Genomic DNA, 14,390 nt, shown 5'->3' with positions numbered 1-14,390 from the left:
AGCGCGGAGCCGCGGGACCGCGCGGCGCCTGCCGGCTGGAATGCGGTAGGCCGCCGCGCCGTCCTCGCCGAGGAGGGCTCATGTCGGCGTGTCGTCGCTGGCTGTGGGGCGTGGTCTGCACCGGGATCTTTGGGCCGCTGGTCGGGCTCGCTCAGACTGGGACCTCGCTCGATGCGAAGGTCCAGGTTCCAGAGCTCGGCGCGCCACAGCGAGCGTCGCTCGTCGGTCAGCTCGCGACCCAGGTCTTCGGGCCCGGCGACCTGACGCGGGGCGCGTTCGTTTTGCCGTCGCCGTTCTCTGCGCCGGAAGATCGAGGTCCGCTGCTCGCGTCTCCGTTCCCGACCTACGCGCCGGACGCGGGGATTTCTGAGTGGGGGATGGGCTGGACCAGCGCGCTCGCCATCGTGCGGTATCGGGTGCGCGGGGACATCTGGGCGCCCGACGACGAGCGAACCGGTCCGTATGGACGGATGGTGAAGGGGGACGATGGCGCCTGGTACCCGCTCGGCCTCTCGAAGCCGGTGAAGGTGGTCGAGGCCGGAGACGTTCTGACTGCTCACCTACCGGACGGATCTGTGGCGACCTACGGCGGTGCGGCGCGAGAGACGACCGCGCGGGGAACATACGCGTGGCTCCTGACCGAGGTGAAGACGGTCACCGACCGGACGACGCGCATCCAGTGGAAGGTGAACCCCAGCGGGCGGTCGTTCGTGTCGACGGTCTGGTATGGCGGAGTCGGCGAGGACCACCAGTACCGGATCGACCTCGCCTATGAGCCCCTGACGCAAGCGTTCGAAGATTATCGGGCCGGGCAGCTCCGGGCCCTCGACTGGCGGGTAAAGACGGTCACGGTCCTCGCGAAGCACGCGCAGACGGGGGCCTTCGAGGAACGCTGGCGCTACGAGCTGACCTACCAGGACGAGGGCTTCGGCCCCGGCTTCTACCTCGCAGCGGTGCAACAGGTGTTTCGGAGCGGCGAGCGTCTTCCAGCGACGACGTACGGCTACCGGCTCGCACGTGATCACCTGTCGTCTGCCCAGCTCGAGCCTGCGCAGTGGGTGGCGCCGATGCTCGAGGCGTCACAGACGGACCTCCTTCAGCCGAACCGGTCGACTGCATTCGACGCCGATGAGGACGGGCGACCGGACCTCGAATGGGCCTACGACAATCGGCTCTGGAGGGAGACGGACGCTGGTTTCGTGGCGGAGACTCTGCCCACGGTGCCTGACGCGTACGTCTACTGCCGGCGAGCGACGCCGAGCATCTACGCGGCGCCGCGCGTCATCGCCAGGCTGAGATCCGGTGCCGAAGACGAGACACCCTACGTACTCGACCTTCGTTCCGACGCCTATGGGCAGACGAGCTACTTCACGGCGTGCAACCGGCTCGGGCAGAAGGTCGGCACCACGACGATGGCCGGGAACTGGACCCTCGGGTCGACGGTGCGGCTCGTCGATCTGAACCACGACCACCTGCCCGACCTCGTTCGGCTCCAGTCCGGGCAGGTGCGGATACTGCCCAACACGAGCACGGCGACCACTTTCTCCTTCGGCGCCCTCAAGACGGCGGCCCTGACGCCGGCGTTCAACCCGGACACGGCATGGGTGAACGACTTCAATGGCGATGGCCTCCCGGACCTGATCGGGAGGGTGGGCGGCACTTTGGTGATCTGGTTCGGAACGGGCTCCTTCGAGTTCACGTCTCCGGGCAGGTCGTACTCCTTCTTGCAGGCGAACGGCACGCCGCTCTCGAACCTGTCGGGCTTCGGGCTCACGTTCGTGGACGCGAACAAGGACGGTCTCGCCGACGTGGTGCTGTCGGGCACGTCGGGGAACGTTACCCGGCTGTACATGAACCGAGGGGCACAGTTCGTCGAGGCCACGGTCCCAGGGCTATCGGCGGTCGACGCGAATACGTCGGCGCCGATCGTCATCGACGCGCGGGGAGCGGGCCACACCGAGCTGACGCTCGTGAAGGCCGGTCAGGGCTGGGCCGTGGCATTGGACGGAGCGGATACAGGGCTCATGACGTGGGCGGATGACGGGAAGGGATCGACCCTCTTCCTCGAATACGCGCGGCCGCCGGCGGTGCCAGGCGCGAAAAACCGCCAGCCCGTGCTCGCCCGCGTGACCGCTCGAGCCTCGGGCCTGGACGACCTCACCTCTGACTACGCCTACGCGGCGCCGGTGCAACATCGGGTCGGAAAGTTCCTCATCGGCTACGGGCAGGTCACGCGCACCACGCCGCTCGTGCACGAAGTGGCGGAGTTTCTCCATGAGGACCGATTCGCTGCGATTCCGATCGGCTCCAGGTCACGGGATGCGCTCGTGCCGGGGCTCGAGGAGTTCGAGACGTCGAGCTACGAGGACGCGCTCCTCGAGGGCGTCGCGTGGAAGCGGTTGACGCTACGCGAGAGCGGGTGGCGAACGACGGACGGATCCGGTGGGAGCGTGGCTACCATCACGCGCACGACCGCGTGGTTCGGCGAGGTGTGTCCGGCGCAGGTGGTGAAGGAGACGCAGGCCGGCACGCTGACGATCGACACCCAGTACGCAAGTCTGCCAGCATACGCGGGACACCTTGCCTGCCTCTCGTCGACCGTGGTGGAGCGCGGAACCCATCCAGATTCCACGCTCGATTTCCGGCACGAGACCAGTCTGACGCGCAACGCCGCTGGCCTCATCGAGAAGGTCGAGAGTGTCAGCGGAGCCGATCGCCTCATCGTTCAGGCGGCCACCTATGGGCTCGGAGGCCTCGTGGCGACGATCTCCAGTCCCGGCAAGGGAACGTCCTCGTTCTCTTGGGCCCCCGGAACGCTCCTGCTGAGCAGCGTGACGACGCCCGACGGTGTCGTCATCGACGCGAGCTCGCGCGACCCTCTGCTCGACGGAATACATACGCTCCGGACGAGCCGGGGAACCCTCGCGTACCAGCAGTCCTTCCGGTACGACGGCCAGGAGCGCCTGAGCAGCCAGTGGGATGACCTCGGCTCCTCGACCGAGCTCAACCCGGTACGCCGCTACTCGTACCAGTACGCGACGCCGACGGCGCCTGCCGCCGTGTTCGCGAGTCAGCTCGTGGATACGGCCACCGCGAGCGCGCGGGATCTGGTGGACCTGCGCTCCGCCGCGGGCGAGCCCATCGCCACGGCGACTCGGATACCGCAGGGGTGGGCCTTCGGCAGCCTCCTGACGCGAGAACGAGCGTCGGGCCTGACGACGACGTACCTCCGGCCGACGGTTTCGCCCGCGACCGATCCGATGTCCATGGACTACGCGACGCTGGAGGCCGGCGCGGCCGAAGTCGGGAGCGAGATCGCGACCACGCTGGGTCACGCGGCGCAGTCGCTCGTCAGCTTCCATGCAGGCGTTCAACAAAACGTGAGCAGGGTCCTCACCCTCTCGAGCGGGCTGCTCGCGCTCACGACCCGGGAGAACGGAACGAACGCAACGGTGTCCTGGATGGACGCCGAACGGCGCGTCCTCGCCTACGACGACGAGGCGAACGTACGCTACGAATACCGCTACGACGCGCTCGGGCGCGTGCGCGTCGTGACCCTCCCCGACGGCGCGAAGCACCGCACGACCTACGACGGGCACGGGCGCGTGTCGAGAGTGGAGCGGGAGGGCATAGCGACGGTCGACACCACATACGAGGCAACGACAGGGCTGGTCGCGTCGAAGCGCCATCTGTCGCCCTCGAATGTGCTCGTGAGGTCGGTCGCGCTGACCTATGACGGTATCGGCCGACCGAAGGTCGAAACGCATACCGACGGGTCGAACGGAGCCACTCGTGATTTTACGTACTATTACGACGGCGCAACGCCGGCGGCCCCGTCGACCCGGACGACGCTGGGCTTCCTGACCGGCGTGACGGGAAGCGGGTACTCGAAGCTCTTCGAGTATCGCGCCGATGGATTGCTGGCCCGCCGGACGCTCACGTTGAACGGGTGGCGCACCGTCGAGACGAGGCTCGAGTACCTGGAGTCCGGCACGCCCGGGTCGCGGACGGTGACCGTCCGCGATCCCGGCGGCGTGCAGCTCGCCTCGAGCAGCGTCGCTCGGTCGTACGACTCGAGCGGCCGACTCTCCTCGCTGCGCCTAGGCGGCGCATCGCTCGCGACGCTCGGGTACGGCTCCAACGACGAGCTCGTCGGCGCGAGCTTCGCGAATGGTGACCAGCTCACCTTCACCTACGACCCGCTCACCAGGCGGCTGACCGGCTCGGGCCAGACGACTGCCTCCTACGCTGCGTCGACCGAGCTGCGCCGGAGCGTGCGTGGACTCGTGGATCAGGAGACCTTCGCGGTCGGGACGACGAACCTGACGCGCACGTACGACTACTCGTCGCAGCGGTTCCTCACGAGCGCCTCGGACACGCAGGCGACCTACGCCTACGGCTTCGACCGATTCGGACTGCCGACCTCGATCACGAGCGACGGGGTGACGAGAACCATCACGCGAAGCGGGAACAGGCTCAGCGCTGGCGCGGTGGCGTACTCGTTCGACGATGTGGGACGCACCGTAGCCCGCGACGACTTGACCTTCACCTACGGGCCGGATGGGCACCTGGCGACGGCCACCCGGGGCTCGGCAACCTGGACCTATCTGCACGACGAGGCCGGCCAGCGGGTGATGAAGCTGGCGAATGGCGTCCCGGTCGCCGCTTACCTCGAGGACGGCTACATCGACGCAAGCGGTCTGACCGAGCCGATCGCGCTCGGAGGGCGCACCGTCGGCCTCATCAAGAATGGGGCGTTCAAGTCGCTGGCCACGGACTTGCGCGGGACGGTCACTGCGGAGACGACCGGGGCCATGAGGCTGGCGTCGCCCTTCGGGGCGCGGTCGGCCCACCCCTCGGTGTCGGCGGCGATCGACTACGTGGAGAAGGGCTGGGACGCCGACCTCGGCCTCGTGCGAATGGGCGTGCGGGATTACGACCCCGCGATCAACCGGTTCACGACGCCCGACCCGCTGTTCCTCGAGGAGCCGCAACGTGCGGTGGAGAGCCGGCGCGAGGCGAACCTGTACGCGTATGCGCTCGACGCGCCGACCGTGTTCACGGATCCAAGCGGCCGCTGCAACTACGACAAGGATCGAGGGCTCGACTGCTTCGGCTATGCCCGCGACCTGTCGAATCAGTCTTACGCGAACATGGTCCAGAACTGGCGAGATGGAAACGTCGGATGGGCGGCCGCCTCAGCCGTCCTATGGTTCATGACCGGTCCGACCACCGTGGTGGCGCTCGCCGAGCAAGGGTTCATCGAACCGGCCAACGGGAGCTACGTCGCCACCCGTGGCGTCGAGAAGGGCGACGCGAGCATGGTGGCGGAGGGGGTGGTTCGGGTCGGCGCCTCTCTCGCGATTACTTCTATGGTGGCCGGCCCAGCCAGCGTGGCTCGGTCCGCTTCTGGGGCCGCGGGGGGTGCGCGAGGTGTCGCAGACAAGATCCTGACGGCAAAACGCGTGGGGAGCGGCCTGAAGGCCGATCCGCTTCACAGAGCGGCGAGCTTCCTGAGCCGAGAACAGCTCGAGGCGGGCAAGGCCTTCACGATTCGCGGTGGTGATGCCGTTGAGCGGACGCTGCTTCAGACGCCAGGCGGCGTAAACGGTCGAGCAGGGATATTCGAGTACATTCTTGAGCCAGGCGGGGCCGTTTCGCACCAGCGGTTTATCCCCGGTGGAAGCATCACTGGCTTCCCGAACCAGGTGGTGAGGTGACGCCATGGATATCGTACGGCTGTGCATTCCTTACCGGTTCGTTTGCGAGCGGACGTGCATGAGTTGGCACGATGTTCGCTTTGGACTCGTCAATCAGCTTCTTGATCCTCAGGCGGCCATCGAGATGGCTGTCGATCAAGTTGGTGAGCACGAGGATCCGTCTGGTTCGCTGCTCGAGCTTGCCGGGGCGAGCAAGAACGAGCCCATAAGGGACCTTGTCGAGCGGCTCGCCGGCGGTGAGTCGCCGCGCTCCGAGGAAGAGAGTCGCAACAAATGGCTATATCTCGTGCTCGCGTGGATATACGACCATCGGAGTGAGGACCCGGATCCACTGCAACGGGTGGAGGAGGTCTATGCGGACTTCGGCTATCCAGAGCACATCGCGAGCTTCGTGAGGTACATGCCGATGCAAGGCCCCGACCTTGGAAGCCGAAAGGCAAACGAGCAACGCATCTTCGAGCGGTGGAAGCGGTACCTCGACGAAGCCGCGGCCTCATACCATCCCGTTGGACTACCACGGTCCGATCCCAGAATGCGCCAATGATGCCCTGGAATCTCGAGAGGAGCGAGAGAGGATGGCGCCTGCCCATCGAGCAACGTGCCTTCGGGATCCTTGGGCGGGGACGAGTTTATCGACACAATCCAGCTTGTCCCGAGGAACTCGGTCCAGCAGTTGGGCTGTTCGGCCATTTCTCGGACGGTTCGTCCGTATCTATCTCGCTGAGATCCGAGGAACGTGTGGTGCAGGAGACCGCGGTCCACAGCGACGTTCAGACGAAGGGATGGGCCTCATGGTAGCACGGCCGCAATGCTGACGGGCTCGATGGCCTGGTCGGCCGCGCCTTCCGTTCCGTGTCGAGGCAGCGCAGAGAACGAGAACGGGCGCCCCGGGCAGTATTCCCCGCAGAGCATCGTGATCGGCGGCAACACCAGAGCGATCTGCCGCTGCTCCGGTAACCCGGATAGTGGCTCAACATGGTCCAGAACTGGCGAGATGGAAACGTCGGATGGGCGGCCGCGTCGGCCGTCCTATGGTTCATGACCGGTCCGACCACCGTGGTGGCGCTCGCCGATCAAGGCTTCATCGAGCCGGCCAACGGGAGCTATGTCGCCACCCGCGGCGTCCAGAAGGGCGACGCGAGCATGGTGGCGGAGGGGGTGGTCCGGGTCGGCGCCTCTCTCGCGATTACTTCTATGGTGGCCGGCCCAGCTCGTTTGGCTCGGCCCGCCTCTGATAATGAGGCTGCAGGGGGTGGTCGAGCAGGTCTGGCTGCACGCTTCGGGACGACGGCCGAGCGCACGGCCGTGCTCAAGCGGGCGCTCACGGCCGAAGGCGGCCTCAACACGTCGACGACCGTCGCTCGTCAGTTGGCTGGGCAGCGCAGCTTCATCCCGAGCCAATCCATGTTGGATACGATCGGCTCTGGGGCGCGCGTCGCCGATCCGCAGGGAGTGGCCGGGCAGTTCAAGTATCGCTCGGCCGCATCGTTCAGCGGTTCGCAAGGCACGCTAGAAGTGCTGGTCCACGAGGCGTCGTGCCAGATCCGGCACGTGCTCTTCCACAGCGGAGTCGCACCGTGACCGAGCCTCGGGAGCGACTACATCGCCTCATCGCCGAGTTCCGCGCCGGCACGCTCGACACCGAGTCGTTCTGCGCTCGCTTCGAGACCACCTACAACCTGGAGCTCGACAAGCAGACCCTGACGTCCGCCGAGGCGGAAGCCTTCGCGGAGCTGTTCGAGCGGGTGGTCTGGTACTCGCCGATCCCGGACGAGCGGGCGCAGATCCCGAGCTACCGCAGCGAGGAGGACATCGCCCTCGCTGTCGAACACGCCGCTCAGCGCTTGGGCGAGGGGACTGCTCCGTGAGCGTCGTCCACGCCCACCCGTTGCCGAATCTCCGCCTGTCGAATCAGTCTTACGCGAACATGGTCCTGAATTGGCGAGATGGAAACGTCGGATGGGCGGCCGCCTCAGCCGTGCTGTGGCTCCTGACTGGCCCGACCACCTTGGTGGCGGTTGCCGAGCAAGCGTTCATCGAGCCCGTCAATGCGACCTACGTGACCAACCGCGGCGTCGAGAAGGGTGACCCGACGATGGTGGCGGTGGGTGTGGCTCGGGTTGCCGCCTCTCTCGCGACGGTGTCGATGGCCGCGCGACTGACTCGGCCCGCCTCTGAGGCGGCAGGGGACGCGACGAGGCTGCTGCCGCAGTTCACCAGGTCGACGGTCGATGATGTGATTGGGAGTGCGGGACGCCTAAGTCCCGGAGGCCAAATCACTGAAGGCGCACGTGCGATCGCCAAAGAAGGTCGGGCACGCTCAGTCTGGCGGGTACTCGTCGGCGTTTGCGGGCGTGAAACCCACTCAGACGAATGCCGAGGCGATCATTCGAAGTACGCTTGAGAACCCCGCCCGCACGTTCTACGGTGACAAGGTCATCGACGTGTACAACGCGAAGGGTCAAGGCGTTCGATTCGATCGAGGGACCAACGCCTTCCGCGGCTTCCTCGAGGGAGGGCGTGCCACCCAATGAGTGCATCCGCTTTGACCGATGACGCACGTTTGCGGCCTGACCTGTTTCATTGGAATGGTCGGATGGATCTAGCCGGCCTGCAGGCCTGGCTCGCCGACAACGAGTGGCTAGGCCCGTGTCCCAGCGATCTGCTGGTCTTCTGGCAGGATACCGGTGGAGGGGACGTCTTCGAGACGGAAACGATCCTCGGCCCGTTGGGTGATCCGCAGATGGGGGACGACATCGCCTCAGTGAATCGCGCCATGCATTCTCGTGGAATGCCGGCGCGATTCCTCGTTGTCCATATCGGTTCGCTGGTGAGCGCTGTGGATACGGGAAAGGGCGACTATGTTGAACTCGAGCCGTCGACCTTCCGTGTGCTGCGGCGGTTCGCTTCGCTGGACGAATGGTACGGAACCACGCTCCGGAAGGAATACCGTCAGCGTTATGGCCTGAAATGAGCATCCCCGCGGAGACTGTGCGAGATGGCGTACGTCTCATCACCGGCAACCTCTTCGGAGGTCAGTGATGACGCTTGTGCAATTCAAGAAGTACCGCGAAAGCGCTCAGGAGGGGGTCAACGGCCAACCTGTCCAAGGGGACGACTCTGGCGCGAAACCTGCGCGAGCAACCTGCCATCGAGCAGGCGATGGCAAACCCCGGCGCCGGGGCGAAGCTCCCATTGAAGATGACCGACCCGCGGTGGCCTGCGTCCGAGGGCTGGGTGAAATTGCAGCAAATTGTGCGGTCCGGCGGGCGCGAAGGCCCCATCAACGTCCACTATCTGTTTAACGAGGCGACCAAGGCGATCGATGACTTCAAGGTCGTCTTGCCTGGCGCGAGGTAGGTGGTATGCGGGTTCGAGGACGACATGTTGATCCAGGCTCGGCTCCGGTGGCCCTTCGCCCATACCTCGGCCAGATGTATGAGGTTCATGCTGCGGCAGTCTATGAGGGCATCGTCATGCTGCAGGTCGTCGATGACGTCGGATATCCGGGCTGGAAGCCTGCGTGGCTGTTCGACGTCGTCGAGTCGGCGATCCCGGGGGACTGGATCTGCTCCTCGTTCCACAGCAGCGCTCGTACTTGGTCCTGACTTCGTTGCGCGCAGCCTGGAAGGGTACGCAGCCATGGTCGAGTTGGAGCCGGGACAGGTCGCGCGGTTCTGGAGGCGGGTCAGGAGTTGACCTGTAGCGTGCGGTAATGAGGCGTCAGGGGATGGCGCGATCGTCGGGTTGAGCCTTTCGCGTAAGAGGGAGCGACGACGCCGGGCGTAGCGACGAGCTGACCGGCACCGATCAGGCGCCCTGCTCGAGGACTGCCGGCACTCGGCCGGAGAGTTGGGAGGGGACACCCGCCGCTGACGCAACGGAACGTGGAACCGGCGGTCGAGGCGGTGGGCGTCACCCGGGAAGCGGCGGCGCGGGCCTCTGGTTCCACATGCCTTGAGGGCGCCTATGAAGAACAGACTACTGGCACCAGTACTCTTCGGATACTTGGTGGAACTCGTTTCGCTCCTGCGAAACGCTGGCGAGGCAGCCGCGTCTGAGGAGGTGCTGCACGTGAGCAAGTTTGCATCCGGTAGTACGTCGGAGTTCTACGGCGAGGCGCGGCTTCTTCTCCCTGAGGTTCTCGAGAAGAAGGGAGCGAGCCTCTCAGAGAATGACAGGGCGCGCCTTCGAGAGGTCATCGAGGGAATCGAGCGGGAGTTCAAGAGCATCGGCGGCGACTAGGTCACGCGCGTGCACCAGGGCAGGCGCTCCTCCCCAGCGCCAGTTTGGTGGCGGCCACCGACCGCGCCCATAGATCGTCGGTCGATGCGACTCCCGATCCCGAAGTCCGATCCGGACGCGCCCGGGCTGCCGCTCTGGCCGCCGCTGCTCGCGGCGCGCGGGCCGGGAGGGCGGAGCACCTCCCACGCGCACCACGGCATGCACGTGGTCCTCGCCCTCGGGGGTGATCTGCGCGTGCGCGCGGGGGACCGGGGCGCGTGGGCGCGCGCGGCCGGGGTGGTCACCGCGCCGGATGCACCGCACGCGATCGACGCGTCGGGCTCGGAGGTCCTCATCGTCTTCGTGGACCCGGGGAGCGACGCGGGTCAGTCGATGCGCGCCGCCACGGCCGGCTCGCTCCGCGTCGTCGGGGCCGCCGAGCGCGACGCCCTCGTGGACGGGGTGACGCCGATGGAGCTCATGGGGCCCGGTGGCGCCGCCTGGACCGCGCGCGTGGTCGTGGCGCTGGGCGGCGAACGGGTGCGCTCGCCTCGCGCCGTCCACCCGCGCGTTCGCAGGCTCCTGCGGGTGCTCCAGGCGCTGCCGCCGGGCGGCGACGCCTCCCTCGGCACGCTCGCGCGCCAGGTCGGCCTCTCGCCCGGCCGGCTCATGCACGTCTTCACCGGGTCGATCGGCGTGCCGCTGCGACCGTACCTGGCGTGGCTGCGGCTGCAGCGCGCCGCCGCGGCCGTCGTCTCCGGCAGGCCGCTCGGCGAGGCCGCCCACGCCGCCGGGTTCGCGGACGCCGCCCACATGAGCCGGACCTTCCGCCGCATGCTCGGCGTCGCGCCGTCCGAGCTTCGGCCGGCCGGCGCTCCCGCCGCGGCTCACGCGCGCGGTCGCTCCGTCGCGGCCTCGCGCCAGGCGCGCGCGAAGCCGCCCGAGAGGACGTAGCGCGGGAACGTGATCCACTGCTCGGCGAGGATCCGCGCCAGGAACTCGCCCGGTCCACGGAACGGGGCGGGCGCCCTCGCCTCGCCGCGGTGGCCGCGGCCCTGCGCGGCGAGCGCGACGAGGAGCGCGGCCACGCCGGCCATCGCCCAGCCGATGGGGATCACCGGCGCCAGCGCGAGCGCGCAGGTGCCGAGCCAGAAGAGCGGTACGGTCGCGCCGTGCAGCGCCAGGTTGAGCCGATCGCGGTGCACGTCGCCATAGCCCGCCCACTGCCGTTCGAGGACACCGGGTTCGTTCGCGCTCATGCCCGGGAACCTGGTCCGGGCCGGATGCGGAGTCTTGAACGAACTGGCTGCCATCGACATGGCGCCGCCACGCGGCCGCTCCAGTGGCAGCGCGCCACCCCGGCACTCGGAGTATGATTCCCGGCTGGTGGGCGGACGCTGCAGGGCCGCCTCGCGGAGAACTCCCATGCCCCTTGTTCGCATGAGCCTCGACGTCGACGTGGGCGAGCGGTCCGTGGACTACCGGTGCTCGCGCTGCGGCATGGTGGCGCTGGCGATCGTCGCCGGGGGCGGGGCTCACGGCGAACGGCGTGGCGCTCAGCAAGGCGCAGTACGACGCCGAGATCGGCGCCGCGGCCCTGTCCCGCTTGGCCCCGTGCCCGCGCTGCGGCCACCGCAGCCGCGCGGCGCTGTTCAAGGTCTTGCTCGTCGGAGCCCTCGTCGGCGCGCCGGCCGCGATCGCCGCCGGGGCCGTGGTGGGCGAGCAGTTCCACCGGTCCGATCCGCAGGGCCAGCTCGCGCAAGTGGTCGGCCTCGCGACCTTCGTCGCGATCGTCGCCACGACCTTGGCGCTCAAGCTGAGGAGCGTCCGGCGACGGGTCCGGCTCCGGCGCGTGGTGCGGTGAGCGGCGGCGCCGCCCTCGACGGGGCGAACCGATCTCCGTCGCGCCCCATACCATACCGTATGGTATGCACACGCCATGATCCCCTCCCTCCGCGACCGCCTCGGGTCGTCGCTCGGGCTGCTCTACCGGCGCTGGGCGACGGCGCGCGCCCGGGACGGCGTCGGCGCGGTGCTCCGCGCGGCGCGCGCGACCATGCTCCGCAAGCGCTATTGCCTCCTCGTCACGCTGGCGGACGGGGTCGCGCACGCGCGCGTGCTCGAGCCGTTCCCGCCGGACGACGACTTCACCGTGTGGCTCGGCACGAGCCGCGGCTCCCGGAAGGTGGAGCAGCTCCGGAAGGACCCGGCCGCCACGCTCGCCTACCAGGACGACGCGCGGGGTGCGTGCGCGGTCCTGGTCGGGCGCGCCGAGATCGTCGAGGGCGTCTCGGAGCGCCGGCGCCGCTTCAAGCCGTTCTGGCGCGCGTTCTGGCCGGAGGGGCCCGACGGAGCGGAGTTCGTGCTGGTCCGGTTCCGGCCGGAGCGGATCGAGGTCTGGGACGGCTGGCGCGGCGTCACCCCGGCCCCCTTCGGGCAGCGGTCCGCGATGATCGCGCGCGCTCCGGACGGCGCCTGGAGGTCCGCGTGACGGCGCGCGGGCGCGACGACACCGCTGGCGCGGATCCCCGCGCCCGCTGGTGTCGGGCCGGGCTCGCCCTGCTGCGGGATCACGGTCCGCAGGCGGTGACGGTCGATCGGCTCTGCACCGCGATGCGCCGGACGAAGGGGGCCTTCTACCACCACTTCCGCGACGTGCACGCCTTCCACGCCGCGGCCCTCGACGCGTGGACGGAGCTGCACACCGCCGACCTCATCGCGGCGGCCTCCAGCGCCGTGACCGCGGAGGCCCGGAGCGCCCGGCTCGGGGCCGCGGCCGTCGGGCTCGACCACGCGCTGGACCGGGCCATCCGCGCCTGGGCCCTGCACGACCCGGCAGCGCGCGAGGCCGTCGGCCGCGTGGACGCTCGCAGGATCGACTACCTCGCGACCATCCACCGCGAGCGCGGGTGGAGGAACGCGACGGTGCTCGCGCAGCTCGAGTACGCGGTGTTCCTGGGCGCGCAGGAGCTCGGGCTCGCGGCCGATCCGGAGCGGGGGGCGCCGCTCGGCCGCACGCTCCGCACCGCGCTCGAGTGGCTCGGCGACGACGCTCGGGCCGGCGGAGGCCGGCGGCCCCGATCGTCCCATGCTCCCGAAGGACGGCGGGTGTAGCCTGGATCTCGACGGCGCCGCATGCCGCGGACCGGCTGGCTGATCGGGATGCCCATCCTCCTCTCCTGCGCCGGACCGGGCGCTGGCAGCGCCGCGCCGCGCACGGCGGCGACGGGCTCGGCCGAGGACGTCCTGCGCGACGCGCCGGTGGTGGACCTGCACCTCGACACGCCGCAGTGGCTCCTCGACCAGCGTTACGACCTCGGCGAGCCGCGGCGCGAGCTGGGCCAGGTGAGCCTGGACTCGATGCGGCGCGGCGGCGTCGGCGCGGCGTTCTTCGTGCTCTGGCATGCGCCGGATCTGCCGGAGGCGGACGCGCACGCGCGGGCGCTCGCGCTCGCCGCGGCGGTGCGCGAGCAGGTGGCCCGCCACCCCGCCGACCTCGCCATGGCGGGGAGCGTGGACGAGCTGCTCGCGGCGCGCGCAGCCGGGAAGATCGCGATCCTGCTCGGCATGGAGGGCGCCGAGCCGCTGCACGGAGACCTCGCGGAGCTGGAGCGCATGCACGCGCTTGGGGTCCGGTACGTCGGGCTCACCTGGAACGCGCACACCGCGTTCGCGGACGCCGGCAAGCCGGACGCCCCGCGCCACGGCGGCCTGTCGCCGCTCGGGCGCGCCGCCGTCGCCGAGATGAACCGGCTCGGGATCGCGGTGGACGTCTCGCACCTCTCCGACGCGTCGGCCGCCCAGGCCATCACCGCGAGCCGGGCGCCGGTGCTCGCGACGCACTCCTGCGCCCGCGCCCTCTCGGACCACCGGCGCAACCTCCCCGACGAGCTCGTCCGCGCCATCGCGGCGACCGGCGGCGTCGTCGGCGTGAACTTCCACTCGACGTTCCTCGACGCGGGGTACGCCGCGCGCGCGGCGGCCGCGGAGGCGGCGCACGCGCCGGAGCTCGCGGCGCTGGCGCGCTCGCTCGAGGGCGCGGACCCGGTCGAGCGGATGTGGGCGCCGTACCTGGCCGAGCTGCGCGTCGTGCACGCGCTGCCGCGCCCGCCGCTCTCGGTGCTCGTTGATCACGTCGAGCACCTGGTGAAGGTGGCCGGCGTGGACCACGTCGGCCTCGGGTCGGACCTCGACGGCGGCGTCGTCCCGCCGGACGGCATCGAGTCGCACGCGGACCTGCCGAAGCTGGTCGCGGCGCTCCTCGCCCGCGGCCACTCCCCCGACGACCTGCGCAAGCTCCTGGGCGGGAACGTCGTGCGCGCGCTGCGCGAGGTGGAGCGGGTCTCGCGCACGCTGCGCTCGGCCGGCCGGTGAGGAGAGGGCGGTCCGCAGGCGCGCGGACCCCGCGTTGATCCCGATCACGGTCGGTCACCGCCAGGATGGTGC

The 14,390-nt window shown here is 69.2% G+C and carries 15 protein-coding genes; 14 read left to right on the top strand and 1 reads right to left on the bottom strand.

What is annotated here, in order from left to right:
- Nucleotides 1–80: 80 nt before the first annotated feature.
- The 10 genes from ANAEK_RS19550 to ANAEK_RS19510 all read left to right on the top strand — a co-directional run bounded on the left by ANAEK_RS19550 (nucleotide 81) and on the right by ANAEK_RS19510 (nucleotide 10,898).
- A complete protein-coding gene (locus tag ANAEK_RS19550; RefSeq protein ID WP_012527853.1) occupies nucleotides 81–5,720 on the top strand; it encodes an RHS repeat-associated core domain-containing protein in 5,640 nt (1,879 codons plus the stop codon).
- Nucleotides 5,721–5,724: 4 nt separating this feature from the next.
- Nucleotides 5,725–6,264: a DUF2247 family protein gene (locus tag ANAEK_RS19545; RefSeq protein ID WP_049778418.1), complete on the top strand. Its 540-nt coding sequence runs from the start codon at nucleotides 5,725–5,727 to the stop codon at nucleotides 6,262–6,264.
- Nucleotides 6,265–6,695: 431 nt separating this feature from the next.
- Entirely contained in the window at nucleotides 6,696–7,301 is a 606-nt protein-coding gene (locus ANAEK_RS19540; RefSeq protein ID WP_157376719.1) for a hypothetical protein, read from the top strand.
- A complete protein-coding gene (locus ANAEK_RS19535) occupies nucleotides 7,298–7,588 on the top strand; it encodes a hypothetical protein (RefSeq protein ID WP_012527851.1) in 291 nt (96 codons plus the stop codon). The genes ANAEK_RS19540 and ANAEK_RS19535 overlap by 4 nt, the downstream gene beginning before the upstream one ends.
- Nucleotides 7,585–8,124, top strand: a complete 540-nt coding sequence (locus ANAEK_RS23065) for a hypothetical protein (protein WP_157376718.1) — start codon at nucleotides 7,585–7,587, stop codon at nucleotides 8,122–8,124. Before ANAEK_RS19535 ends, ANAEK_RS23065 begins: the two co-directional genes overlap by 4 nt.
- Nucleotides 8,125–8,250: 126 nt before the next feature.
- On the top strand, nucleotides 8,251–8,694 hold the full coding sequence (locus tag ANAEK_RS19530; protein WP_157376717.1) for a hypothetical protein: 444 nt from the start codon (nucleotides 8,251–8,253) through the stop codon (nucleotides 8,692–8,694).
- A gap of 221 nt (nucleotides 8,695–8,915) precedes the next feature.
- The gene (locus tag ANAEK_RS22945; protein WP_157376716.1) at nucleotides 8,916–9,080 is read left to right on the top strand and encodes a hypothetical protein; all 165 of its coding nucleotides are present in this window, start codon (nucleotides 8,916–8,918) and stop codon (nucleotides 9,078–9,080) included.
- A gap of 116 nt (nucleotides 9,081–9,196) precedes the next feature.
- The gene (locus tag ANAEK_RS23555; protein WP_012527848.1) at nucleotides 9,197–9,328 is read left to right on the top strand and encodes a hypothetical protein; all 132 of its coding nucleotides are present in this window, start codon (nucleotides 9,197–9,199) and stop codon (nucleotides 9,326–9,328) included.
- 361 nt (nucleotides 9,329–9,689) lie between these two features.
- Complete coding sequence (locus ANAEK_RS19515; protein ID WP_157376715.1) at nucleotides 9,690–9,965, top strand: hypothetical protein; 276 nt, start codon at nucleotides 9,690–9,692, stop codon at nucleotides 9,963–9,965.
- 84 nt (nucleotides 9,966–10,049) lie between these two features.
- The gene (locus ANAEK_RS19510) at nucleotides 10,050–10,898 is read left to right on the top strand and encodes an AraC family transcriptional regulator (protein ID WP_012527847.1); all 849 of its coding nucleotides are present in this window, start codon (nucleotides 10,050–10,052) and stop codon (nucleotides 10,896–10,898) included.
- On the opposite strand, the gene ANAEK_RS19505 is transcribed toward ANAEK_RS19510, so the two are convergent.
- Nucleotides 10,832–11,203 (bottom strand): Mpo1-like protein, encoded by a 372-nt coding sequence (locus ANAEK_RS19505; protein WP_012527846.1) that lies wholly within the window; start codon nucleotides 11,201–11,203, stop codon nucleotides 10,832–10,834. The genes ANAEK_RS19510 and ANAEK_RS19505 overlap by 67 nt on opposite strands.
- A gap of 290 nt (nucleotides 11,204–11,493) precedes the next feature.
- On the opposite strand from ANAEK_RS19505, the gene ANAEK_RS19500 reads away from it, so the two are divergent.
- From ANAEK_RS19500 to ANAEK_RS19485, 4 genes are all read left to right on the top strand, one after another.
- A complete protein-coding gene (locus tag ANAEK_RS19500) occupies nucleotides 11,494–11,808 on the top strand; it encodes a hypothetical protein (protein WP_232288286.1) in 315 nt (104 codons plus the stop codon).
- Between the two features lie 75 nt (nucleotides 11,809–11,883).
- Entirely contained in the window at nucleotides 11,884–12,435 is a 552-nt protein-coding gene (locus tag ANAEK_RS19495; protein WP_012527845.1) for a pyridoxamine 5'-phosphate oxidase family protein, read from the top strand.
- Nucleotides 12,432–13,058 carry a TetR/AcrR family transcriptional regulator gene (locus tag ANAEK_RS19490; protein ID WP_012527844.1) on the top strand — a complete coding sequence of 209 codons (627 nt, stop codon included), beginning with the start codon at nucleotides 12,432–12,434 and terminating at the stop codon, nucleotides 13,056–13,058. The genes ANAEK_RS19495 and ANAEK_RS19490 overlap by 4 nt, the downstream gene beginning before the upstream one ends.
- Nucleotides 13,059–13,079: 21 nt before the next feature.
- A complete protein-coding gene (locus ANAEK_RS19485) occupies nucleotides 13,080–14,318 on the top strand; it encodes a dipeptidase (RefSeq protein WP_012527843.1) in 1,239 nt (412 codons plus the stop codon).
- The last annotated feature ends 72 nt before the right edge of the window (nucleotides 14,319–14,390 follow it).

The organism is Anaeromyxobacter sp. K (genome assembly GCF_000020805.1).
GTDB lineage: Bacteria > Myxococcota > Myxococcia > Myxococcales > Anaeromyxobacteraceae > Anaeromyxobacter > Anaeromyxobacter dehalogenans.
Note: the sequence above shows the minus strand (reverse complement) of the source record. Positions and strands in the feature narration are given on the sequence as shown.

What these genes read in the sequence shown, in the direction of transcription:
- ANAEK_RS19550 (WP_012527853.1), top strand. Translation starts at nt 81, where the DNA reads ATGTCGGCGTGTCGTCGCTGGCTGTGGGGCGTGGTCTGCACCGGGATC.
- ANAEK_RS19545 (WP_049778418.1), top strand. Translation starts at nt 5,725, where the DNA reads ATGGATATCGTACGGCTGTGCATTCCTTACCGGTTCGTTTGCGAGCGG.
- ANAEK_RS19540 (WP_157376719.1), top strand. Translation starts at nt 6,696, where the DNA reads ATGGTCCAGAACTGGCGAGATGGAAACGTCGGATGGGCGGCCGCGTCG.
- ANAEK_RS19530 (WP_157376717.1), top strand. Translation starts at nt 8,251, where the DNA reads ATGAGTGCATCCGCTTTGACCGATGACGCACGTTTGCGGCCTGACCTG.
- ANAEK_RS23555 (WP_012527848.1), top strand. Translation starts at nt 9,197, where the DNA reads ATGCTGCAGGTCGTCGATGACGTCGGATATCCGGGCTGGAAGCCTGCG.
- ANAEK_RS19515 (WP_157376715.1), top strand. Translation starts at nt 9,690, where the DNA reads ATGAAGAACAGACTACTGGCACCAGTACTCTTCGGATACTTGGTGGAA.
- ANAEK_RS19510 (WP_012527847.1), top strand. Translation starts at nt 10,050, where the DNA reads ATGCGACTCCCGATCCCGAAGTCCGATCCGGACGCGCCCGGGCTGCCG.
- ANAEK_RS19505 (WP_012527846.1), bottom strand. Translation starts at nt 11,203, where the DNA reads ATGAGCGCGAACGAACCCGGTGTCCTCGAACGGCAGTGGGCGGGCTAT.
- ANAEK_RS19495 (WP_012527845.1), top strand. Translation starts at nt 11,884, where the DNA reads ATGATCCCCTCCCTCCGCGACCGCCTCGGGTCGTCGCTCGGGCTGCTC.
- ANAEK_RS19485 (WP_012527843.1), top strand. Translation starts at nt 13,080, where the DNA reads ATGCCGCGGACCGGCTGGCTGATCGGGATGCCCATCCTCCTCTCCTGC.